The organism is Bordetella muralis, assembly GCF_054781015.1.
The window spans coordinates 15658-37875 of the sequence record NZ_BAAGVF010000002.1 but is presented as its reverse complement, the minus strand read 5'-3'; the positions used below and the strand labels follow the sequence as shown (position 1 = coordinate 37875).

Annotated in this window: 19 protein-coding genes; 6 read left to right on the top strand and 13 right to left on the bottom strand. The window is 60.5% G+C overall.

Going from position 1 to position 22218, the window contains the following annotated elements; genetic code table 11:
• Nucleotides 1-71 precede the first annotated feature (71 nt).
• Nucleotides 72-1271 (top strand): M20 aminoacylase family protein, encoded by a 1200-nt coding sequence (locus tag ACYVIT_RS02300; protein WP_415805591.1) that lies wholly within the window; start codon nucleotides 72-74, stop codon nucleotides 1269-1271.
• Between the two features lie 11 nt (nucleotides 1272-1282).
• Here the strand turns inward: ACYVIT_RS02300 and ACYVIT_RS02295 are convergent, their stop codons facing one another.
• Nucleotides 1283-2170: a LysR family transcriptional regulator gene (locus ACYVIT_RS02295; protein WP_415805592.1), complete on the bottom strand. Its 888-nt coding sequence runs from the start codon at nucleotides 2168-2170 to the stop codon at nucleotides 1283-1285.
• A 124-nt stretch (nucleotides 2171-2294) separates the two neighbouring features.
• Between ACYVIT_RS02295 and ACYVIT_RS02290 the strand changes: the two genes are divergently transcribed.
• The 4 genes from ACYVIT_RS02290 to pagP all read left to right on the top strand — a co-directional run bounded on the left by ACYVIT_RS02290 (nucleotide 2295) and on the right by pagP (nucleotide 6149).
• On the top strand, nucleotides 2295-3338 hold the full coding sequence (locus tag ACYVIT_RS02290) for a YeiH family protein (protein WP_415805593.1): 1044 nt from the start codon (nucleotides 2295-2297) through the stop codon (nucleotides 3336-3338).
• A 112-nt stretch (nucleotides 3339-3450) separates the two neighbouring features.
• On the top strand, nucleotides 3451-3858 hold the full coding sequence (locus ACYVIT_RS02285; protein WP_094823077.1) for an acyl-CoA thioesterase: 408 nt from the start codon (nucleotides 3451-3453) through the stop codon (nucleotides 3856-3858).
• A gap of 11 nt (nucleotides 3859-3869) precedes the next feature.
• Nucleotides 3870-5333 carry a magnesium transporter gene (gene mgtE, locus ACYVIT_RS02280; RefSeq protein WP_415805594.1) on the top strand — a complete coding sequence of 488 codons (1464 nt, stop codon included), beginning with the start codon at nucleotides 3870-3872 and terminating at the stop codon, nucleotides 5331-5333.
• Between the two features lie 264 nt (nucleotides 5334-5597).
• A complete protein-coding gene (pagP, locus tag ACYVIT_RS02275; protein ID WP_415805595.1) occupies nucleotides 5598-6149 on the top strand; it encodes a lipid IV(A) palmitoyltransferase PagP in 552 nt (183 codons plus the stop codon).
• A 4-nt stretch (nucleotides 6150-6153) separates the two neighbouring features.
• Here pagP and ACYVIT_RS02270 read toward each other — a convergent pair whose 3' ends face one another.
• The 4 genes from ACYVIT_RS02270 to ACYVIT_RS02255 all read right to left on the bottom strand — a co-directional run bounded on the left by ACYVIT_RS02270 (nucleotide 6154) and on the right by ACYVIT_RS02255 (nucleotide 12351).
• A complete protein-coding gene (locus ACYVIT_RS02270; RefSeq protein ID WP_415805635.1) occupies nucleotides 6154-7419 on the bottom strand; it encodes a D-amino acid dehydrogenase in 1266 nt (421 codons plus the stop codon).
• A gap of 64 nt (nucleotides 7420-7483) precedes the next feature.
• Entirely contained in the window at nucleotides 7484-8200 is a 717-nt protein-coding gene (locus ACYVIT_RS02265) for a VOC family protein (protein WP_415805596.1), read from the bottom strand.
• 105 nt (nucleotides 8201-8305) lie between these two features.
• Nucleotides 8306-11056: a preprotein translocase subunit SecA gene (gene secA, locus ACYVIT_RS02260; RefSeq protein WP_415805597.1), complete on the bottom strand. Its 2751-nt coding sequence runs from the start codon at nucleotides 11054-11056 to the stop codon at nucleotides 8306-8308.
• Nucleotides 11057-11304: 248 nt separating this feature from the next.
• Nucleotides 11305-12351 carry a M23 family metallopeptidase gene (locus ACYVIT_RS02255; protein WP_415805636.1) on the bottom strand — a complete coding sequence of 349 codons (1047 nt, stop codon included), beginning with the start codon at nucleotides 12349-12351 and terminating at the stop codon, nucleotides 11305-11307.
• 43 nt (nucleotides 12352-12394) lie between these two features.
• Here ACYVIT_RS02255 and ACYVIT_RS02250 point away from each other — a divergent pair, with 43 nt between their 5' ends.
• Nucleotides 12395-12883, top strand: coding sequence for a DciA family protein (locus ACYVIT_RS02250; protein ID WP_415805598.1), 489 nt, complete (start codon nucleotides 12395-12397; stop codon nucleotides 12881-12883).
• Between the two features lie 55 nt (nucleotides 12884-12938).
• On the opposite strand, the gene lpxC is transcribed toward ACYVIT_RS02250, so the two are convergent.
• From lpxC to ftsW, 8 genes are all read right to left on the bottom strand, one after another.
• Nucleotides 12939-13862 (bottom strand): UDP-3-O-acyl-N-acetylglucosamine deacetylase, encoded by a 924-nt coding sequence (gene lpxC / locus ACYVIT_RS02245; protein WP_094837321.1) that lies wholly within the window; start codon nucleotides 13860-13862, stop codon nucleotides 12939-12941.
• Between the two features lie 271 nt (nucleotides 13863-14133).
• On the bottom strand, nucleotides 14134-15318 hold the full coding sequence (gene ftsZ, locus ACYVIT_RS02240; RefSeq protein ID WP_415805599.1) for a cell division protein FtsZ: 1185 nt from the start codon (nucleotides 15316-15318) through the stop codon (nucleotides 14134-14136).
• A 185-nt stretch (nucleotides 15319-15503) separates the two neighbouring features.
• Nucleotides 15504-16730, bottom strand: coding sequence for a cell division protein FtsA (gene ftsA / locus ACYVIT_RS02235; RefSeq protein WP_415805600.1), 1227 nt, complete (start codon nucleotides 16728-16730; stop codon nucleotides 15504-15506).
• A gap of 4 nt (nucleotides 16731-16734) precedes the next feature.
• On the bottom strand, nucleotides 16735-17559 hold the full coding sequence (locus ACYVIT_RS02230; protein WP_415805601.1) for a cell division protein FtsQ/DivIB: 825 nt from the start codon (nucleotides 17557-17559) through the stop codon (nucleotides 16735-16737).
• Nucleotides 17560-17577: 18 nt separating this feature from the next.
• Complete coding sequence (locus tag ACYVIT_RS02225; RefSeq protein WP_415805602.1) at nucleotides 17578-18555, bottom strand: D-alanine--D-alanine ligase; 978 nt, start codon at nucleotides 18553-18555, stop codon at nucleotides 17578-17580.
• A complete protein-coding gene (gene murC, locus ACYVIT_RS02220; protein WP_415805603.1) occupies nucleotides 18552-19958 on the bottom strand; it encodes a UDP-N-acetylmuramate--L-alanine ligase in 1407 nt (468 codons plus the stop codon). Before murC ends, ACYVIT_RS02225 begins: the two co-directional genes overlap by 4 nt.
• Nucleotides 19955-21028 (bottom strand): undecaprenyldiphospho-muramoylpentapeptide beta-N-acetylglucosaminyltransferase, encoded by a 1074-nt coding sequence (murG, locus tag ACYVIT_RS02215; protein WP_415805604.1) that lies wholly within the window; start codon nucleotides 21026-21028, stop codon nucleotides 19955-19957. The genes murC and murG overlap by 4 nt, the downstream gene beginning before the upstream one ends.
• On the bottom strand, nucleotides 21025-22218 hold the full coding sequence (gene ftsW / locus ACYVIT_RS02210; RefSeq protein ID WP_415805605.1) for a putative lipid II flippase FtsW: 1194 nt from the start codon (nucleotides 22216-22218) through the stop codon (nucleotides 21025-21027). Before ftsW ends, murG begins: the two co-directional genes overlap by 4 nt.

Sequence of the window (22218 nt, the reverse complement as noted above, 5' to 3'; positions counted from 1 at the left end):
GATACATGTTCTGAGGGTTTTTGTTTGATAATACCCTTGTTGCCCTTGGCTTAACTCCAATCGAGACTCCGATGAATCTGTTAGAACCCATCGTCGCCTGGCACCAAGACATCGCCCGTATCCGGCGCGACATCCACGCACATCCAGAATTGTCTTTCGAGGAATTCCGCACGTCCGACGTCGTGGCCACCCAGCTCCTGGAATGGGGCATCGAGGTCGATCGCGGATTAGGCGGTACCGGCGTTGTCGGCATCATTCGCGGCAACATCGATAGTCCTCGCACCGTGGGACTGCGCGCCGATATGGACGCGCTACCGATGCAAGAGGCGAACACCTTTGAACACGCCAGCCAGAATGCGGGCAAAATGCACGCCTGCGGTCATGACGGCCATACTGCCATGTTGCTGGCCGCGGCACGCTATCTGGCGCAGCACCGCGATTTTCCAGGCACGGTCTATGTGATTTTCCAACCCGCCGAAGAAGGCGGCGGCGGCGCGAAACGCATGATCGACGATGGCCTGTTCAGCCGATTCCCGATGGAGGCCGTGTTCGGCATGCACAACTGGCCCGGTCTGAAAGTGGGTCAGTTTGGCGTAACCGCGGGCCCCATCATGGCGTCAAGCAACGAGTTCGTCATCACGATTCAGGGCAAAGGCACGCATGCAGGCATGCCCCACCTGGGAATAGATCCCGTCATGACCGCGGTGCAGTTGGCGCAATCGCTACAGACCATCATCACCCGCAATCGCAATCCGCTGGATGCAGCAGTGCTCAGCATCACGCAGATCCATACTGGCAGCGCGGACAACGTGGTGCCGAATGTCGCGATCATGCGAGGCACGGTACGGACGTTTACACACGAGACGCTGGACCTGATCGAGCGCCGCATGCATGACATCGCGCGGTATACCTGCGAGGCCCTGGATTGCACCGTGGAATTCGAATTCCACCGCAACTACCCGCCGACGATCAACCATGCCAACGAAACGGCATTCTGTGTCGAGGTCATGCGCAGCATCGTCGGCGAAGAAAATGTCCACGACCGCGTCCAGCCGACCATGGGCGCCGAGGATTTTGCATTCATGCTACAGGAGCTCCCCGGTTGCTATGTGTGGATAGGCAATGGTGACGGCACGCATCGTGACGTGGGGCATGGCGCGGGTCCGTGCATGCTGCATAACGGCAGCTACGACTTCAATGACGATCTGCTGCCGCTGGGCGGGACGTATTGGGTGGAGCTGGCTCGGAAATGGTTGGCCCGACCGGATTGACGCGCCGCTGATCACCCCTCGGGTCGCAGGGTCAGGCAAGACTCCAGAAAGCGCTCGGCCGCGCGGGCCGAGGTCTGCGAGTGCGGGACGAGGATACTGAGCGTGCGCGTCAAGGGCTGCGGCAGGAGCCGGATCACCGCCAAGGTGCCATCCTCGTGCCGCATCGACAGCAGCGAGACAAATCCAATTCCCAGGCCGGCGCGCACGGCCTGTTTCACGCCCTCGACGCCGGCCAGTTCCAAGCCCACCGCGGGCGCCAAACCCTCGTCGGCAAAGGCCCGTTCGACCAATTGCCGCACACCCGAGCCTGGTTCTCTCATGACCAGGGCGAAATGGACCAGTTCCTGCAAATGCGCGACGCCATGCCGCGCCAGAGGATGGTCGGCGCGCGCAATCGCCACGACCTCATCGTCTCGCCACTGGTGGACCATCGTATCCAGGGGCAGGCCTGCCGGCACTTCGCCCTCGATAAAGGCCAAGTCCAAGATGGGCAAACGCGCCACGATCTGACTGGTATTGCCGTCGGACAGATGCAGACTGACCGCGGGGAACCGCTGATGAAACTCGGCAACGAGCCCAGGCAGCAGATAGCTCGCTGGCGTCGTACTCGCCCCCAGCCGCAGCCGGCCCGTTTCCAACCCTTGCCAGGCCTCCCGCAGGGTTTGCGCCTGCTGATAGACCTGGCGTAACTGGCGCGCTTGCTCGGCCAGGCGCTCGCCAGCAGGGGTCAAGATCACGCCATGCCCCTTTCGGCGATACAGCGGCTCGCCGAACCATTCTTGCAGCAAACGCAACTGCCCCGAGACGGCTGGCTGGGATAAATACAGCAATTCCGCTGCGCGGCTGATATTGCCCACGTCCGCCACATACGCAAAAGTCAAAAGTTGATCTGGAGTCATAAGGGGAGCCATCGCCGCCAGCGATATCGTTATTTCGAATATTTAATATCCAAATTAAAAATTTCTCAAATAACGCGGTCAGATTTAATATTCCTCAAAGTTATTAAGTTATGCAGCAACCCCCATGTCGACTTCTACTACCCTCCCCCTGGCCACTCCATGGCGCGACAAGCTCAATGGCGTCTTCTTTGTCGCGCTGATGACGGTGGCGGTGATGCAGCTGAGCGATCTGCCGGCGATTCGGCAGCTGGGTTTTTCGCCTCTGATCATCGGCATCGTGTGCGGCATGCTGTATGGAAATTTCCTGCGCGGCACCATGCCGGCTGATTGGGCGGTGGGAGTCAATTTCACTGCCCGCCGCCTGCTGCGTATCGCAGTCGCGTTTTATGGGCTGAACATCAGCATCCAGCAGATCGCCGCCGTGGGGCTGCCGGGCTTGGCCGTGTCGGTAATCATTGTGGTGGGAACGCTGCTGATAGGGACCACCGTAGGCCAGCGACTGCTGGGCCTGGATCGCGATACCGCCATGCTGACGGCTGCGGGCAGCGCTATTTGCGGCGCGGCGGCGGTGCTGGCGTTTGAGCCCACACTGCGTGCCGCCCCTCACAAGAGCGCCGTGGCCGTGGCGACGGTAGTACTGTTTGGCACCCTCTCCATGTTCCTGTACCCAGTGGCCTATCAGGCAGGCTGGCTCGCGCTGACGCCCCAGGAACTGGGTCTCTATATTGGCGGCACTGTACACGAAGTCGCGCAAGTCGTCGGCGCCGCCAGCAATATCGATCCCGCAACGACCGACGTGGCCACGATCGTCAAAATGACCCGGGTGGCGTTGCTGGTGCCGGTATTGCTGGTCTTGGGCCTGTGGCTGCGTAGCGCGGCCTCGGCCAACGGATCAGGCCAGGCCAAGGCACGTTTGCCCATTCCCTGGTTTGCCGTGGGTTTTCTGGTCCTGGCCATCATCAATTCCCTGAACGTCCTGCCGGAAGACGTCATCACCGCCATCCGCCGCCTGGACGTCTTTGCCTTGACGATGGCGATGACGGCCCTGGGCATCGAAACGCGGTTCGGCCAGATCCGCCAGGCGGGCCCCAAGGTCATGCTGCTGGGATTGATCTTGTATGTCTGGCTGGTACTGGGTGGCTATGGGGTGGTGAAGTTGGTGATGTAGGGGCGTTTTCGCCGCCGGGCCGCCCCAAGGCGAAAAATCCCCGCCAATCAACCGCAGAGGGGCGCGTTTTGCTGCATAATCGGCCGGTTTTCATCAGGACTGGAGCCGGCCCATGTCTAGCGTCAAAGATTTCACGACTACCCTGCCTGCCGGTCGGGATCCCGTGTTGCGTGTCATGCCCATGCCCTCAGACGCCAATATCCATGGCGATGTGTTTGGCGGATGGATCATGTCGCAGGTCGATATCGCGGGCTCGATTCCTGCTGCACGGCGTGCCGCGGGACGTGTCGCGACCGTTGCTGTCAACGCGTTTCAGTTCAAGCAGCCGGTATTCGTAGGCGATCTGCTCAGTTTCTACACGACCATCGTCAAGACAGGCAAAACTTCGGTTACCGTATCTGTCGAGGTCTATGCCGAACGTAATCGCATGGACGCCGAGGTGGTCAAGGTCACCGAAGCCGTCCTGACCTACGTCGCCACTGACGAAGCCCGGCGCAGCCGCCCCCTGCCTATTCTGTAAGTTTGTAGCCTATGACGCAGCCCGCCGCCGCGCCCGTGACGCCCCGCCGCCTGGACCCCGAAGACGCTCAGCACGCCTTGGCTGAGGTCCAGGAACGCCTGCGCCGCCAACAACTCGTCGAGGACCTCGTTCATCGCCAGGAACAAGGCGACGACAAAGCGTCGCTGGTCGAGGACCTGGTCCATCGCCAGCACGAAGCCGAGCTCAAGTCCCTGGTCGACGCCTTGCATCCGGCCGATATCGCGTTCATTCTCGAATCGCTGCCCAAGGACGAACGTCAGACCGTCTGGAAACTCGTCAGCCCCGAGCATGACGCCGACGTGCTGCTCGAGGTCGAGGACTGGGTGCGGGAATCGCTCATCGAGGCCATGGATCGTCAGGATCTGGTGGCCGCGACGGGCAATATGGATGCGGACGAGCTGGCCGACCTGGCCCCCGATCTGCCTCCCGATGTGGTGGCCGAGGTCCAGAAAGGCCTGACCGAAGAAGAGCGTGCACAACTGCTCGAGGCCATGGGCTACCCCGAGGACAGCGTGGGCGCCATCATGGATTTCGAGATGGTGCGCGTGCGCGAGGATGTCACCCTCGAGGTGGTACTGCGCTACCTGCGCCGCCTGCACGAGTTGCCCGACCATACCGATCAGGTCTTCGTCGTCGACCGGCAGGACAAATTACAAGGCGTCTTGCCCTTGTCCCGCTTGTTGGTCAGCGAGCCCGAGACCGAAGTCCATGCGGTCATGAGTACCGATTTCCTGACGCTGAACCCGCTGGACTCCGATGCGGACGCGGCCGGTGCATTTGAACGTTATGACCTCGTCTCAGCACCCGTCATGGACGACCAGGGCCGGTTGATCGGCCGGGTTACCATCGCCGACGTGGTGGACGTGATGCGCGAAGACTCGCAAGAGCAAGCCCTCTCGCGCGCCGGTCTGCAAGAAGAAGACATCTTCGCCCCGGTGGCGATGGCCTTGCGCAACCGTGCACCATGGCTGCTCTTCAATCTGTGTACGGCCGCGACAGCATCGTTCGTCGCCTCGCGATTCGAAGACACAGTAAGCCATATTGTGATCCTGGCGTTTCTGATGTCCATTGTGGCCGGTATCGGCGGCAATTCGGGCAATCAGACGATGACCATGATCATTCGCGCTCTCGCCATGGGCCGCATCACCGGCCGCAACCTGTGGCAGTTGGTCAAACGCGAGATGATGGTCACGTTCATGGTCGGCCTCTGTGGCAGCGTGGTGGCGGCGCTATTCGCCTGGGCCATCTCTGACTCCATTGCCATCGCGGTTGTAATGATGGCCTCCATGATCTGCAACATGCTGGTCGGTGCGTCGGTCGGCGTGCTGGTCCCCATGGTGCGCGCGCGCTTCGGCAAGGACCCGGCGATCGGTTCTTCGGTCTTGCTGACTTTTGCGACGGACTCGCTGGGTTTCTTTATCTTTCTGGGCCTGGCGACGGTTTTCCTGCTATAGGCTCGCTATCCACATCGTGTCCGCCCCGTAGGCGTGGCCGAATGCCATCACGCCCGATCTCCACGCCTGGCTGGGTCCATCGGTATGCTCCGCGAATAATAAGAAACATTCCGTTGCACCCAACTCAGCCAGAGACACGCATCATGTGTCTGACTTAGTTCTGAAATATTTAAATACTGTGGGCGCAAGCCTCCATGCTTCCGCTTGACGGTGAGACTTCCGTTTTCCGGCGTATCTGCCATCTCACCTTGCTACGGAGTCGCTATGACCAAGAAACTCCGGGCAGTGTTGTTCTGCCTGCTTTGTTCGCCCGTTTTTTCAGTATTCGCCTGTGACAACCTGCCGTCATGGGCTCAATCCGCCTGCCAGCGTATCGACCAGATCTGGACCGAAGGCGGCAACGAACTCTATCTGACAGGCTATTCCTGGCACAACCGCGCCACGTATAGCAAAAAGAAAATCGATAGCTTCAATGAGATCGCCTGGGGTGGTGGACTAGGCAAAAGCCTGTATGACGAGGATGGCGACTGGCACGCACTCTACGCCATGGCGTTTCTGGATTCGCACAGCGACATCGAACCGCTGGCAGGCTACGGGTTTCAGAAAATCGGCCGGGTTGGGGAAAACTGGCGTTTTGGCGCCGGCTACACCGTATTCCTGACCTCGCGCTCGGATATTTTCAATCGGATTCCGTTCCCGGGGATTCTGCCGCTGGTATCAGCGGGATATCGCGATGCCACGCTCTACGCCACCTATATTCCCGGGGGTAGCGGCAATGGCAACGTGTTGTTCATGTTCGGTAGCTGGGCGTTCTAGGGACTCAGGCGTATCTGTCGACCGTCAAGCCGTCCAGGTCAACCTCCGGTTGCCGCCCCGACACGATATCGGCCACGATTTTTCCGGTACCGCACGCCTGCGTCCAGCCATTGGAGCCATGGCCGCAGTTCAGATACAGATTCGCATAGCGTGTCTTGCCCAGGATAGCTGGACCATCTGGGGTCATGGGACGCAGACCCGCCCAGGCCTGGGCATCGTCGAGGCTCACGCCGTCGGGGAACCATTCGCGCACGACACCTTTTAAAAATGCGACGCGAGCCGGATCAACGGCTAGCCCATAGCCCTTGAGCTCCGCCATCCCGGCCGCCCGCACGCGATCGCCCAGGCGCGAAATCATGACTTTGTTGTATTCGTCCATCAGCGCCGCGCGAGGAGCACGATCCGGATCATCGATACGAGCTGTAATGGAATATCCCTTCAGGGGATAAATCGGCAAAGACAAACCCAAAGGACGCAGCAAGAATGGCGTCTGCGGCCCCAGTGCAACCACATAGGCATCTGCCGTAAATAACTCGGCCTGGCCCTCGATCCGTACACCTTGTACCCGGTCCGCAGCCTTGATCAGTGCCACGACCGGCGTGTCGTAGCGAAACACCACACCTTGCTGCGCCAAATACGCAGCCAACCCCGTAGAAAACTTGTGGCTATCACCCGAGCCGTCACGGGGCAGATACAAGGCCCCCGCAATCGGCGCGCGAGATGCCGCCAAGGCAGGCTCCAAGGCCCTGGCCTCATCGCCATCCAGCAAACGCCACGGCACCTCATATTCATCCAATGCCTGCGTAATGCCTTTGACGGCTTTCAGATCGGATTGGCTGCGAAAAACCTGCAGTGTGCCGTCCCGGTGATAGTCAAACTCGACGGGCAACCCCGCAGCCGCCAGATCTTGCAGACAGGCGTTGCTATAGTGCGCCACACGCTGCATCCGCAGTTTATTCGCGCGAAAACGTTCTGCAGTGCAATTGCCCATCCAACGCGCCAACCAAGCCAGTTTGCGCGGATTCGGCGTAAAGGAAAAACGAATCGGGGCCTCTTTTTGCAGGGCCATTTTCACGACCTTGCCTATCATGCCCGGTGCAGCCCAAGGGCCGGCAAAACTGGGGCACAATCCGCCGGCATTACCAAAACTGGTCTCGCGTGCCGCGCCGCTTTGGCGATCCAGCACTACGACTTGATGGCCGTCACGCCACAGATAATAGGCAGCGGCCACCCCGGCTACGCCTGCACCCAGTACCGCGACCTTCATCAGGGTCTCCGAAAAAACTCGCCGTTCAGATTCAGTTCACAATCGCCGACGGCTCAGGCCAGAGTTCTTAAACGCCGACGTTCAGCTCTCGCGAGCCGTCTTTGTATTCCAGCACCAATCGTCCCAATCGCGGGATCAATGCCGTGTCGTCATTGACGACATTCAAACGCAAATTGCCCAGCACCACGTCCCAGCCAGTGTCGACCTCCTCGACCCGGGCATCGGCGATGATCCCCAGGCGCCAGGCCACCGCCTGCTCATCAGCAGCTCGCACCTCGATTTGATGGATACGCAACGCCCCATTGGGGTGTGCCATGAGCGCAGGCATCCAGACGCATTCGGGAGTCAGATGCTGGCAAAAATACATCCGGATCCCGGGCAACGGCTGCTCTGCAAAGCGCACCGTGCGAAAGCTCGCCTGCATCTCGCGGCCATCTACGAGGGCCGGACGGGTCAGCGCTTGCACCGGATTGACGGCAAAACCCTCGTCCCGCAAACGCGCATAGGTCGCGTCCGCATCGAAAGACCGAAACACCAAGGCCTCCAGGCCAAACGGAGAATCAGCGATTTCCTTGCGTGCTGGCGACGCTCCTGGTGGCCAACCCAGCAACTCGACATAGGTGCCTTGTAAGGGAATCAGGCGATTGCACGATCCCAGGTTATGGACCGATTTATCGCTCAACAGAAAACCCTGTTTCTCGAAATGCGGCGCCAATTCATCGAGCCGATCGCGCACCATGATCACTGCATGATCGAATTCAGTCTCGTCAGAGGGATGCAACATGACTATGCCCGCCTAAAAAACACTGGGGATGGCAATTTACCATCCCCAAGTGTTTAGCTCACCAGTACACAACCGCTCATCAAGCGGTTGCAGCCGAAAAAGACATCACGCCAGCTTGCCGTGGCATTGTTTGTACTTTTTGCCGCTACCGCAGGGGCACGGATCGTTACGCCCGACCTTGGGCATGACATTGCGTGCCGGCTGTTGAGCCGATTGCTCATCTTGCGCAGCTGCATCGGCATTGGCCAAGGCCTCATCGTAATCAGAATGGTGGTACTGCACATTCTGCACATGCGGCTGGTTGGTCTCGGCCTCGGCCTGCTCGACCTGTTCGGGCGACTGTACCCGCACGGTCAACAGCACGCGGACGACGTCGTCACGAATACGATCAAGCATGCCCGAGAACAGCTCGAACGCCTCTCGCTTGTATTCCTGCTTGGGGTTCTTTTGCGCATAGCCGCGCAAATGAATCCCTTGACGCAGGTGATCCAGCGAGGACAAATGCTCGCGCCAATGCGTATCGATCGCCTGCAACATGATCGAACGTTCGAATTGCGCCCAAGGCTCGTCGCCTACCAGAGCGATCTTGCCGGAATAGACCTCTCGCACGGCATCGTGTACGCGCGTCAGAATGTCGTCGTCGGTCAGGCTGGACTCTTTCTCCAGCATCTCGGTCAACGGCAAGACGATCTGCCAATCGGCAGCCAAGGTCTTTTCCAGCGCGGCAACGTCCCACTGCTCTTCGACGGAGTCTGCAGGAATATGCTGACGAACCAAATCCGTCACGGCGGCTTCGGCGAGATTTTCCACGGACGTCCGGATCGACGAGGACTCGAGCACGTCGTTACGTTGCGCGTACAGGACCTTGCGCTGGTCGTTGGAAACGTCGTCGTATTCGAGCAGTTGCTTGCGAATATCGAAGTTGCGGCCCTCGACCTTGCGTTGCGCAGTCTCGATGGAACGCGTCACCATGCCTGCCTCGATGGGCTCGCCTTCGGGGAGCTTCAGGCGTTCCATGATGGCGCGCACGCGGTCGCCCGCGAAAATCCGCATCAGCGGGTCTTCGAGAGACAGGTAGAAACGCGATGAGCCCGGATCACCCTGACGGCCTGCCCGGCCGCGCAACTGGTTGTCGATACGGCGCGATTCGTGGCGCTCGGTACCGATGATGCGCAGGCCGCCCGCAGCCTTTACCTGCTCGTTGGCAGGCTTCCAATCGGCACGTACTTTTTCGATACGGGCTTCTTTGTCGGCGTCGGACAGCGACTCATCGGCACGGATCAGATCGATTTGTTTCTCGACGCTGCCCCCCAGCACGATGTCGGTACCCCGGCCGGCCATGTTGGTCGCAATCGTGATGTGACCAGGCTTGCCGGCCTCGGCCACGATCTCGGCTTCGCGAGCGTGCTGCTTGGCGTTCAACACCTCGTGCGGCAGCTTGGCTTGCTTGAGCAGGCCGGACAGCAACTCGGAGTTTTCGATGCTGGTCGTCCCCACCAACACAGGCTGACCACGCTCGTGACAATCGCGAATGTCGTTCAGGATGGCGTTGAATTTTTCCTGCGCCGTCTTGAAGACCTGGTCGTTTTGATCCTTGCGGATCATCGGCTTGTTGGTCGGAATGATGACCGTTTCCAGACCGTAAATTTCCTGGAATTCGTAGGCCTCGGTGTCGGCCGTCCCCGTCATGCCCGAGAGTTTCTCGTACATGCGGAAGTAATTCTGGAACGTGATCGATGCCAGCGTCTGGTTTTCGTGCTGGATCTTGACGCCCTCTTTGGCCTCGACCGCCTGGTGCAGACCATCGGACCAGCGGCGGCCCACCATCAGGCGGCCGGTGAATTCGTCGACAATGACCACCTCGCCGTCTTGCACCACATACTGCTGATCGCGAAAGAACAGCGTATTGGCGCGCAACGCGACCATCAAGTGGTGCATCAGGGAAATATGGCGCGGATCGTACAGCGACTCGCCCTCGGGCAAGATACCCTGCTGGCTCAGCAGGCGCTCGGCGGTTTCATGGCCTTTTTCCGAGAGATAGACCTGCTGCGATTTTTCGTCGACCCAGAAATCGCCCTCGGGCTCGGGTTCGTGCGCTTTGGGCTCCGACGCCATGCGCGTCAACAGCGGCGGCACGGCATTCATGCGGATGTAGAGCTCGGTGTGGTCTTCAGCCTGGCCCGAGATGATCAGCGGGGTACGTGCCTCGTCGATCAGGATGGAGTCGACTTCGTCAACGATCGCATACGCCAGCGGACGCTGGCGGCGATCCTCGACGCGATATTCCATGTTGTCGCGCAGGTAGTCGAAACCGAATTCGTTGTTGGTCCCGTAGGTGATATCTGCGGCGTAGGCGGCGATTTTCTCGTCGTTGGGCTGCTGGGGCACCACAACGCCGGTGGTCATTCCGAGGAAGCCGTACAGACGGCCCATCCAGCCCGCATCACGGCGAGCCAGATAATCGTTGACCGTCACAACGTGCACGCCCTTGCCCGCAATCGCGTTCAGGTAGACGGGCAGCGTCGCCATCAGGGTCTTGCCCTCGCCGGTACGCATTTCCGCGATCTTGCCGTTATGCAGCGCGATACCGCCCAACATCTGCACATCGAAATGGCGCATGCCGAATACACGCTTGCCGGCCTCGCGCACCACGGCAAAGGCCTCGGGCAACAGATCGTCAAGCGATGTCCCCTGGGCATGCCGGCTGCGGAATTCGTCGGTCTTGGCCGTAAGCTCTGCATCAGAGAGCGCGGCAGTCTTGGATTCCAGTGCGTTGATCTGGGTTACCAGCTTGCGATACTGCTTAAGCAACCGGTCGTTGCGGCTGCCTATGAGTTTTTTGAGCAGAGAAACCATGCGTGTCGGTGGCAGCGCCGTCGGCCTCCTGTCCCAAAACAGGCCAGGTACCGCTCGGCGCGGAATGTTACTTGGTTGAGCGGAGCAATCCCGCTGGGAAACGATCGAGTTTAACGCACCTGGGCGGAATCGGTCCCAACCCGGATAAAACGAGCCGTGTTCACTCGATGCAATGCGCGCTTGTGGTGTTTGTCCGCGCCACAGGGGCCGGAAACTGAAGGCGCTGAAACGGAGAGCTTATCCCGTACTCAACGCGTCACGGACTGAGACGGCGCCGGTCCTGCCCGTGCTACGGCGCTGCCCGTCGCCGTGCCGGCTGCCTGCCCGGAGGCGGTCAGACCTGATGCCTGGGCCACCACGGGCCGCGTCGTGTCCGGAGACTTCAGGAATAGGCGGGGATCCAGCGGCTGCCCCTCCAGACGCACCTCAAAGTGCAAATGCGGTCCCGTAGACTGGCCAGTCGAGCCCACCAGGGCGATTTGCTGGCCGCGGCTGACCAATTCGCCCGGTTTGACCAGCAACTTCGAAGCATGGGCATAACGAGTGATCATGCCGTCGCCATGATCCACCTCGACGGTATTTCCATAGCCTGATTGAAAACGGGACTCGAGTACGACACCGCCAGAAGCCGCCAAGATCGGGGTCCCCGAGGGCGCGGCGAAGTCCAGGCCTTCGTGCATGGCATATCGGTGCGTAACGGGATTGCGGCGCCAGCCATACGACGAGCTGAGAAAGGGATAGTCGCTGACCGGCATGGTCGACGGCAGGCGGGCCTGGTCCGCCGAGCGGCGCGTCAGCGCCACATCCAGCATACGCAGATTGTCGGTTTGCTGCAGCAAGCGCGCCTGCAACTCATCCAATTGGCGGCCCAGTGCCTCGGCCGATTCCTGCATGGGCGGCGGCTGGCGGTCGGTGAACAAGTTATCCATCACCTGCTCGGCCTTCGCAGGCGCATTCAGGCCCGCTGCCAGCTCGGGATCGGTATAAGCCACCCCGGCGACCTTGGCCACCCGGCGTCCGACGCTGTCGATGCCCACCAGCTTGGCTTGCAATTCGCCGACCTTTGCCGCCAGCAACCCGACGTTTTCACGCAAAAAAGCGGAATCGCGCTCGGGTTGTCCGCCGGGAGAATAGGCTGCCCAGTCGACAGAATACGCAGCCGGGGCAATAGGAGTAAGGTAGCGCTGTACGGTGGCACCAATCAGCGCCGCCGTGGCCAGGAAAGCGGCCAGCACCAGCCACAAACGAGCGCCGCCCAGGACCTGTTGTCCGGGCTGACCCTCGCGGGCGTGCATAATCACGAGTTTCAAGGTACGTAAATCCTGTTATTGAGCTGGCATGAACAGACCTGCATCAAACCGCTCTCGTTCTTCTGCCAGCCGGCGGGGAGAAACCCCGCTGGGGTGGCTGGGTCACGATACGCGCGGCGCCGGCGTGCTGGCTACGGCGCGCGTGCACCTGCAAATACAGCATGCTATCGCCGCTGTGTTACCGCCAGCGCTCGGCGCTGTCTGCGTCGTGGCCAAGCTGGAAACCCCACGGCTGCAACTAGCGGTACCGAGCGCGGCGCACGCGGCCAAGCTGCGTCAGCTGGCTCCGCGGATTGCACAAACACTCAATACCCAAGGTTGGAACCTTAACGAAATTGCCGTCAAGGTTCAAGCCGGAATGCCCCGCCCTGGGGCAAAAGCGCCCCGTCCCCCAAAAGAAGCTCAGCCTCTGGGAGAAACAGCGCTCGATGCTTTCGAATCGTTACAAGGGAATCTGCGCCCGGGGCCGCTGGCCGATGCCGTCGCCAGACTGCTGGCGCACCACAAAAACAAGTAGCAGGCACTGACTCAGCAAAACGGCTCGCAGAGCCGCGCACAACTCAGTGCAAAAATCAGGCGAGTTTCCACTCGTGGCGGAATGCCTGCGGGGCTGCAGCCTGGGATTCGTAAGTCACCAGTTCCCACGCATCACGCTGCGCCAACAGCGCGCGCGCCAGCTGGTTGTTCAGGCCGTGGCCGGATTTGCAGGCGACGTAGCGCGCCACCAAGGGCTTGCCCAGCAGGTACAAATCGCCAATCGCGTCGAGAATCTTGTGTTTGACGAACTCGTCGTCGTAACGCAAGCCATCGCTATTCAAGACCCGGTATTCGTCCATCACGATGGCGTTGTCCAGACTGCCGCCGCGGGCCAGGCCCATCGAGCGTAGTGCCTCGACCTCGTTGACGAACCCGAAAGTCCGCGCGCGAGCAATTTCGCGGACATAGGAATGCGTAGCAAAATCGATCTCGGCAAAATTAGCCGTGGAATCGATAGCGGGATGACGGAAATCAATCGAGAAAGCCAGAGCAAAACCCTCGTGCGGCTCGAGGCGAGCCCATTTCAGGCTGCGGCCCTCACCCTCGCGGATTTCGACGGGTTTCTTGACGCGGATGAATTGCTTGGGCGCGTTTTGCTCGACGATGCCAGCCGAGCGCAACAGATACACAAACGTCGCGGCGCTGCCGTCCATGATGGGGACTTCTTCGGCAGTGAGATCGACGTGCAGGTTGTCGATGCCCAGGCCCGCCAGCGCGGACATCAGGTGTTCGACGGTAGAAACACGGACGTTGCCTTGCTGCAGCACAGACGCCATGCGGGTATCGCCCACGCCGTCTGCTTGCGCGGGCAGATCCACGACCTGCGGCAAATCGACTCGGTGAAAAACGATCCCTGTGTTGGCTTCGGCAGGACGCAGAGTGAGCTCGACCCGACGTCCCGAGTGGACGCCTACGCCTGTTGTGCGGACGAGATTCTGAATACTGCGCTGTCGAAACATAGGTTATTTGTGCTTGAGCCTAGCCGGCAAAAATCAATGAAATCACCGGCATAAGATCATATTGTAACCCCGGCAGGCGCCCTGCGCCACGCCTTTGATACATCTGCCGACACATCTGCCCCACTGTACCGAACGCATTACATCTGCTATCGGACGGAATTGAAAGCAAGACAAAACTTTCGAGCGCACACCGCCCGGCGTCCGGCCCGTCAGGGGAAACGGGCCGGCGCTGAGGGAGTCGGGCCAGTTCCCCAGCCCGTTTAAAACAACATCAATCCGCTTGCTTGCGCAGGAATGCGGGAATATCGAAGTGATCCATCCCCGAGCTTTCCAGAGCACGCACCTGGGCAGATGCCTGGGTGCGCGGGTTACGCATCACCGAAGGCATGTCCAGATTGCGGTAGTCGCCCTGCTGGCCAACCATTCCGCCCATCACAGGCATGTTGTCGGTACCGGTACGCAGACCTTCGGCCACGTTTTGCACCAACTTCGGTGCAGCAACGGCACGGCCCAGGCCGGTAGCGACCACAGTCACGCGCAGGCTGTCGGCCATCGACTCGTCGTAAGCCGTACCGAAGATCACGGTCGCGTCGTCCGAGGCGTAGCTGCGGATCGTTTCCATGATTTCGCGCGTTTCGCGCATCTTCAGTGTGCGGCTGGCCGTGATGTTGACCAACACGCCGCGAGCGCCGTTCAGGTCCACGCCTTCGAGCAGCGGGCAAGCGATGGCTTGCTCGGCTGCCACGCGGGCACGATCGGCACCGCTGGCGGTCGCCGTGCCCATCATGGCCTGGCCTTGTTCGCCCATGATCGTCTTGACGTCTTCGAAGTCGACGTTCACGTTGCCTTCGACGTTGATGATCTCGGCGATACCGGCGCACGCGTTGTGCAGGATATCGTCGGCGGACTTGAAGCAATCTTCTTGCGTGGCGTCCTCGTCCATCAGCTCATAGAGGTTCTCGTTGAGCACCACGATGAGAGAATGTACGTGTTTGGCCAGCTCGTTGATGCCGTCTTCAGCCATCTTCAGGCGCTTGTTGCCTTCGAAGTTAAAGGGCTTGGTCACGACGCCCACGGTCAGGATGCCCAGCTCTTTGGCGACTTCCGCCACCACCGGACCAGCGCCCGTTCCCGTGCCACCACCCATACCGGCAGTGATGAACACCATGTGGGCACCGTTCAAGGCCGAACGGATTTCTTCGCGTGCGGTTTCTGCCGATGCGCGGCCTTGCTCAGGCTTGGCACCAGCACCCAGGCCGGTACGGCCCAGGCGAATCTGCACCGGCGCATTGGTTGCGGCCAGCGCCTGGGCGTCGGTATTAGCGCAGATGAAATCCACGCCGTTGACGCCGCTGCGGATCATGTGCGCGACGGCATTGCCGCCTGCACCCCCAACACCCACGACCTTGATAACGGTCCCTTTGGTGTTGTTCTCAAGCATTTCAAAGTTCATCATGATGACTCCCTCACAAGTCTGGATATGCAAATCACAAAAATTCCCCAACAACCTATGCTTTTGTGAATCGCTTCAAAGCCGACGCCGATCGGATAATCCGCAACGGGTTTGAAGCGTCTCCCCTATTCGGCCTGCGCCGTCTTGCGACGGATCAAGCCAGGAGCAGGCCCCGGTCTGCCCCCTGATCAATTCATGAACCACTCCTTCATACGAGCCAGCAGGCTCTTGAAGTTGCCCGTCTGCGCAGCCACTTTGCGGCCACGCACACGCTGCATGCGTGCTTCTTGCAACAACCCCATCACGGTCGAGAAACGCGGATTGCGCATCACGTCGGACAGGCTGCCTTCGTATTCGGGCGTCGCCACGCGCACAGGCTTGAGGAACACATCCTCGGCCAGTTCGATCATGCCGGGCATCTGTGCAGAGCCTCCGGTCAGCACCACGCCCGAAGCCAGGAGGTCTTCGTAGCCCGACTCCCTCACGACTTGTTGCACCAACGAAAACAATTCCTCGACACGCGGCTCGATCACAGCACCCAATGCCTGGCGTTTGACCTGGCGTGGGCCGCGATCGCCCAGTCCCGGCACCTCGACCGACTCGTCAGGACGCGCCAGGATTTGCTTGGCCACGCCGTAACGCAGTTTGATTTCTTCGGCATCCGGCGTAGGCGTGCGCAGCATTGCAGCGATGTCGTTCGTGATCTGGTCACCCGCGATCGGCAGCACCGCGGTGTGACGAATCGCACCACCGGTATAGATCGCCACATCCGTCGTGCCGCCACCGATATCGACCAGCACCACGCCGAGCTCTTTTTCGTCGGCGGTCAGGCAGGCCAAGCTGGAGGCCAGCGGCTGCAGAATCAGATCTTGCACTTCCAGGCCGCACCGGCGCACGCACTTGACGATGTTTTGCGCCGCGCTGACAGCACCGGTGACGATGTGGACACGGACCTCGAGACGCAAACCGCTCATGCCGATGGGTTCGCGGATGTCTTCCTGGCCATCGACGATGAATTCCTGGGTCAACACGTGCAGCACTTGTTGATCGGTAGGGATGTTCACCGCTTTGGCCGTCTCGATCACACGCGCGACGTCGGTCGCCGTGACTTCCTTGTCTTTGACTGCCACCATGCCGCTCGAATTAAAACTGCGGATGTGGCTGCCCGCGATGCCGGTGTAGACGTCGCGGATTTTGCAGTCGGCCATCAGCTCGGCCTCTTCGAGCGCCCGCTGAATGGAGTTGACGGTGGTCTCGATATTGACAACCACGCCTTTGCGCATGCCGCGCGATTCGTGCTGGCCGAGGCCGAGCACTTCAAAACGCCCTTCCGGCAGGATTTCGGCGACCACGGCTACTACTTTGCTAGTGCCAATATCGAGGGCGACGATGAGGTCCTTGATGTCACGGGTCATGGCGTTAACGCTTCTTTGAAGATGTGGATGAAGATTTCGATTTCGGTTGCCCTTCCGGCAGCGGCGCCAGAGCCAGGGCGAACCCATTGGGATAACGCAGGTCGGCCTGTGTCACGCCGCGGCCCTCGAGCCGGCTGACCACAGCCGGCCAGGCTTGCACGAACCGCTGGATACGAGCCGCGAACGGCAGCGCGCCGGGCACGCCATGCGGATCGGGCGCATCGGCCCCCGGATCGCGGCCCAGGTCCAGCACCAACCCGTTGGACAAAGTGGCCTTCCAGGCATAACGTGGACTCAAATCCAACTCGCGCACGTGCAAATCCAGCGGCGCGAACCAGCGAGCCAATTCGGCGTAACGCTGCACCACCAGTCCCTCTGTGCCCTCGGGCCCGGAGAATTGCGGCAATTCCGTATCGTCGTCGAGCTCGCCCGTATTGGCTGTGAACGCTTCGCCCCAGGTGTTGATCATCTGGTTTTCGTTCCACAGAGCCAGCGGTTGCTCCTCCTCGATCTGCACACGCAACGTTCCAGGCCAGATACGCCGGATCGATGCGCGACGCACCCAGGGTACCGATTCGAACACTTCGCGGGCTTCGTCCAGATTCACGGTGAAAAAGTTCCCGTCGAATCGATGAGCTATCACCGCACGCACGGATTCGGCGGAGACGTAGTGCAAGTCGGTGTCGGGAGCCGGCTCCAATTCGATCGCCGCCAACGTGAAGTACGGACGATGCCCGATCCACACTACGCATGCCGCGAGCATGGCCACCACTGCCAACACGGCTAGCGTGTTGGCAATCAGGTTGGTGGTGCGAGCGTCGTTCCACACAGAAGATTCCGATTCAAATTACGATTGACGGGCGGGGCTGTGCACCTTGCACGAAGCCTCGGACAAAATAGCGACACACAATTCGGCGTAACTCATACCTACTGCCTTCGCAGCCATGGGGACCAGCGAATGACTGGTCATCCCCGGCGAGGTATTGGCCTCCAGTAACCAGGGCTGGTTGTTCGCATCCAGCATGAAATCAATACGCCCCCATCCTGCGCAACCCAGCGCGCGATAGGCACGTTCAGCGATATCCTCAACATGGCGTGCCACGTCGCCGGGCAAATTGGCGGGGCAAAAATACTGCGTTTCGTCGGAAAAATACTTGTGCTCGTAGTCGTAGTTGCCGCCCGGCGCCACGATCTCAATCACCGGCAAAGCGCGCGCCGAGTGCCCGGTACCCAATACGGCTACGGTCAACTCGCGTCCAACGATGAATTGCTCGGCCAGTACCTCGTCGTCAAAACGCGCCGCCTGCGCGTAGGCCTCTTTCATGTCGGAATAACCGACGACCTTGGTAATACCGACGGTCGAACCTTCATGCGGCGGCTTCAAGATCAATGGCAGACCCAGACGATCAGGCACGGTGCGCAGCTCCGATTGCGCATCCAGCGACTCGAAGGCCGGTGTGGGCAAGCCATACTGCAACCACACTCGCTTGGTCATGGTCTTGTCCATGGCCAGGCTGGAAGCCATAGGCCCGCTGCCCGTATAGGGCAATCCCAGCAATTCCAACGCACCCTGCAAAGTGCCGTCCTCGCCATAGCGGCCGTGCAATGCAATGAATACACGGTCAAAGCCCGCCGCCGCCAAATCCGCCAGCGAACGTTCACCCGTGTCGAACAGATGCGCATCGACACCCGCGCTCTGCAAGGCCTGATGCACACCTTGCCCGGACATGATCGACACATCCCGTTCGGCGGATCGACCGCCATACAAGACGCCAACTTTGCCCAAGGCCTTCACATCGATCGGTTGTTTTGCCGCCTGGCTCATGCCAACTCTCCTACCAAGCCGGGCACTTTGCTGATCGAGCCAGCGCCCATGACCACCACAACGTCACCATCACGCACGAAATCCACAATGGCTTGCGGCAATTCGGATACGTCTTCCACAAACAGAGGTTCCACGCGTCCTGCGACACGCAACGCACGCGACAAGGCACGGCCGTCGGCCGCCACCAACGGCGGCTCGCCCGCGGCATAGACCTCGGTCAGCAATACGGCATCGGCATTGCCTAGCACACGGACAAAGTCCTCGAAGCAATCACGTGTACGGGTGTAGCGGTGCGGCTGGAAAGCCAAGACGATGCGCCGGTCCGGCCAAGCGCCTCGCGCAGCGGCCAACGTAGCAGCCATTTCCACGGGATGATGGCCATAATCATCAATCACCGTGAACGTTCCACCGCCGTGGGCAGCAGGCACCGCGAAATCACCCGTTTGCGTAAAGCGTCGCCCCACACCGGTAAACGACGCGAGGGCTTGGCAAATCGCCTGATCGTCTACGCCCAATTCGGTCGCGACCGCCACGGCAGCCAGCGCATTGCGCACGTTATGCAGACCTGGCAGATTCAGTTCCACGTTCAAGGGCGGCAAGGACACATCACGATCCTGACGCAGCACGGTAAAGCGCATGCGGGTGCCATCGGCCTGCACATTTTCAGCCCGGACCTGCGCATCAGGGCTCAGGCCGTAAGTCGTAATCGGGCGCGATACGAACGGCATGATCTCGCGTACGTTCGCATCATCCGCGCACAACACGGCGCTGCCGTAGAACGGCAGGCGTTGCGTGAATTCGATGAACGCGCTTTTCAGACGAGCGACGTCATGACCATACGTGTCCATATGATCGGCATCGATATTGGTCACGATCGCCATGACCGGCAACAGATTGAGGAATGACGCATCAGATTCGTCAGCCTCGACCACGATGTACTCGCCTTGCCCCAGCCGCGCATTGGCGCCCGCCGAGTTCAAGCGGCCGCCAATCACAAACGTCGGATCCAGGTCGCCGGCAGCCAATATGCTGGCGACCAGGCTCGTCGTGGTCGTCTTGCCATGCGTGCCTGCCACAGCAATCCCGCGCTTCAAGCGCATCAACTCAGCCAGCATGATGGCGCGCGGCACCACCGGAATTCCTGCGGCGCGTGCCGCAATGACCTCGGGGTTGTCTCCGGCGACGGCCGTCGACGTCACAATCGCATCGGCACCGGCGACATTGGAGGCGGTATGGCCGACGGCGACCGTCGCCCCCAACGAGGCAAGGCGACGAGTGACCGCTGACTCGCTCAAATCAGAGCCGCTGATGGTATAGCCGAGGTTCAACAGCACCTCGGCGATGCCGCTCATGCCCGAACCGCCGATACCGACGAAATGAATATGCTGGATTCTGTGTTTCATGTTGCGCGCCTCGCTGCTTGTTCGCAGACATCGGCGATATCTGCCGCAGCTTGCGGACGCGCATGATCGCGCGCCCGTTCCGCCACGGACTGGAGTTCAGGACGCGTACGCTGGCGTAACCATTGAGCCAGCCACTCAGGCGTCAGTTCGGTTTGCGGGCAAAGCCAGGCGGCCTGCACATCGCTCAAAAAGCGGGCATTTGCTGTCTGGTGGTCATCAATGGCATGCGGAAACGGCACAAACAACGCCGCCACACCGGCGGCCGCAACCTCGGCCACTGTCATCGCGCCCGCGCGGCAAATCAACACGTCGGCCTGCGCCATCGCGGCAGACATGTCATCAATAAAATCACGACAATCCGCTTGCACACCCGCTTGGGCGTAACCGTCACGCAATGCCTGCAGATGTTGTTCACCGGCTTGGTGAGTGACTTCCGGACGAGACTGCGGCTCGATCAGTGCGAGCGCGCGAGGCAGCACGGTATTCAACGCTTGTGCCCCGAGGCTGCCTCCCACGACCAAAACGCGCAACGGACCGGTGCGTTCGCCATAACGCGCAGCAGGCTCAGGCAGCGCGCACAGATCTTCGCGCACGGGATTCCCGAGGACTTCCCCACGGGGCAACACATTCGGAAAACCGCTCAGCACTCGGCGGGCACGCTTGGCCAGCCATCGATTGGCGGTGCCGGCTACTGCGTTTTGCTCATGCACCACCAAGGGCATGCCGCGCAGCGACGCCATCATGCCACCAGGAAAGGCCACATATCCGCCCATACCCAACACCACATCGGGACGGACCTGCGACAAACGCTGCCAGGCCTGCATGCAGGCGCGCGCCAACAGGAACGGCAACTTGAGCAATGCCATGACGCCGCGTCCGCGTACGCCCTGAAAGCGCATCGGCACCAGATCAAAACCGCGCGAAGGCACCAGGCGGCCTTCCATTTTGTCGGGATTACCCAGCCACAACACGCGCCAGCCGCGCTCACGCAGAATCTGCGCGACGGCCAAACCAGGCATGATGTGTCCGCCCGTGCCGCCAGCCATGATCAGGATAGTGGGCGCCGTCATACACGCCCCCCTCGCATCATGATGCGATTCTCGATATCGACACGCAGCAAAATGGCCAGCGCAACCAGGTTCATCACAATGCCCGAGCCGCCGTAGCTCATCAACGGCAGCGTCAACCCCTTGGTCGGCAACAGCCCCAGGCAAACACCCATATTGATAAACGCCTGCACGCCAATCCAGATAGCGACACCCTGCGCGACCAGGCCAGCAAAAGTACGCTCCATGGCGATGGCCTGCCGGCCAATGTCAAAGCCGCGCTGGATAATGACGACAAACAGGAACAACACCAGCAGCACGCCGGCAAAACCCAGTTCTTCGCCCACGACCGCCATCAGAAAGTCGGTATGAGCCTCTGGGAGGTAGTGCAGTTTTTCCACGCTGGCGCCCAAACCAACGCCAAACCATTCTCCACGGCCCAATGCAATGAGCGAGTGCGACAACTGATAGGCGCTGCCATACGCGTTGGCGTCATCCCAGGGATCCAGATAGGCAAACAGACGCGCACGCCGCCACGGCGACAACCAGATCAACAGGAGGAACGTCCCGACCATGACACCCGTGAGGCAGCTGAAGTATTTGCCGTTGATGCCGCCGACAAACAGGATGCCGATCGCGATCGCCACGATCACGATGAACGCCCCCAAGTCAGGCTCCAGCAACAACAGCATCCCCACCGCGCCCAAGGCAAAAGCCATAGGTAAAAAGCCCCGCACGAAAGACTGCATGTATTCCTGTTTGCGCACGGTGTAGTCCGCGGCGTAGAGCAAGGCGCACAGCTTCATCATTTCCGACGGTTGAAAATTCAACGGACCCAGCGGAATCCAGCGATGCGCGCCGTTGACTTCACGGCCGATGCCAGGAATCAGCACGGCGAGCAGCAAGGCCAGCGCGACCATGAACCCCGGTACCGCCATGCGTTGCCAGAATCGCATGGGCATCGACAACGCGACGGCGCCTGCGACCAAGCCGGCCGCGAGAAACAAACCATGGCGGATCACGAAATAGAACCGGCCATACGAGGCATAACGAGGGCCATCCGCCAAGGCGATCGACGCCGAATAGACCATCAACAGGCCGAGCAACAGCAGCGTCACGGACGCCAGCACCAGCGGCGCGTCGTAATTGCGCATGCGCGTGCGTCCCGGCCGGACGGCGTTGAGGCTGGTCGTGAGCTCGGCGAATAGACTCAT

Coding starts and splice junctions, on each gene's coding strand:
- ACYVIT_RS02300 (WP_415805591.1), top strand. CDS start 72: ATGAATCTGTTAGAACCCATCGTCGCCTGGCACCAAGACATCGCCCGT.
- ACYVIT_RS02295 (WP_415805592.1), bottom strand. CDS start 2,170: ATGACTCCAGATCAACTTTTGACTTTTGCGTATGTGGCGGACGTGGGC.
- ACYVIT_RS02290 (WP_415805593.1), top strand. CDS start 2,295: ATGTCGACTTCTACTACCCTCCCCCTGGCCACTCCATGGCGCGACAAG.
- ACYVIT_RS02285 (WP_094823077.1), top strand. CDS start 3,451: ATGTCTAGCGTCAAAGATTTCACGACTACCCTGCCTGCCGGTCGGGAT.
- mgtE (WP_415805594.1), top strand. CDS start 3,870: ATGACGCAGCCCGCCGCCGCGCCCGTGACGCCCCGCCGCCTGGACCCC.
- pagP (WP_415805595.1), top strand. CDS start 5,598: ATGACCAAGAAACTCCGGGCAGTGTTGTTCTGCCTGCTTTGTTCGCCC.
- ACYVIT_RS02265 (WP_415805596.1), bottom strand. CDS start 8,200: ATGTTGCATCCCTCTGACGAGACTGAATTCGATCATGCAGTGATCATG.
- secA (WP_415805597.1), bottom strand. CDS start 11,056: ATGGTTTCTCTGCTCAAAAAACTCATAGGCAGCCGCAACGACCGGTTG.
- ACYVIT_RS02255 (WP_415805636.1), bottom strand. CDS start 12,351: ATGCACGCCCGCGAGGGTCAGCCCGGACAACAGGTCCTGGGCGGCGCT.
- ACYVIT_RS02250 (WP_415805598.1), top strand. CDS start 12,395: ATGAACAGACCTGCATCAAACCGCTCTCGTTCTTCTGCCAGCCGGCGG.
- lpxC (WP_094837321.1), bottom strand. CDS start 13,862: ATGTTTCGACAGCGCAGTATTCAGAATCTCGTCCGCACAACAGGCGTA.
- ftsZ (WP_415805599.1), bottom strand. CDS start 15,318: ATGATGAACTTTGAAATGCTTGAGAACAACACCAAAGGGACCGTTATC.
- ftsA (WP_415805600.1), bottom strand. CDS start 16,730: ATGACCCGTGACATCAAGGACCTCATCGTCGCCCTCGATATTGGCACT.
- ACYVIT_RS02225 (WP_415805602.1), bottom strand. CDS start 18,555: ATGAGCCAGGCGGCAAAACAACCGATCGATGTGAAGGCCTTGGGCAAA.
- murC (WP_415805603.1), bottom strand. CDS start 19,958: ATGAAACACAGAATCCAGCATATTCATTTCGTCGGTATCGGCGGTTCG.
- murG (WP_415805604.1), bottom strand. CDS start 21,028: ATGACGGCGCCCACTATCCTGATCATGGCTGGCGGCACGGGCGGACAC.
- ftsW (WP_415805605.1), bottom strand. CDS start 22,218: ATGAGTCTATTCGCCGAGCTCACGACCAGCCTCAACGCCGTCCGGCCG.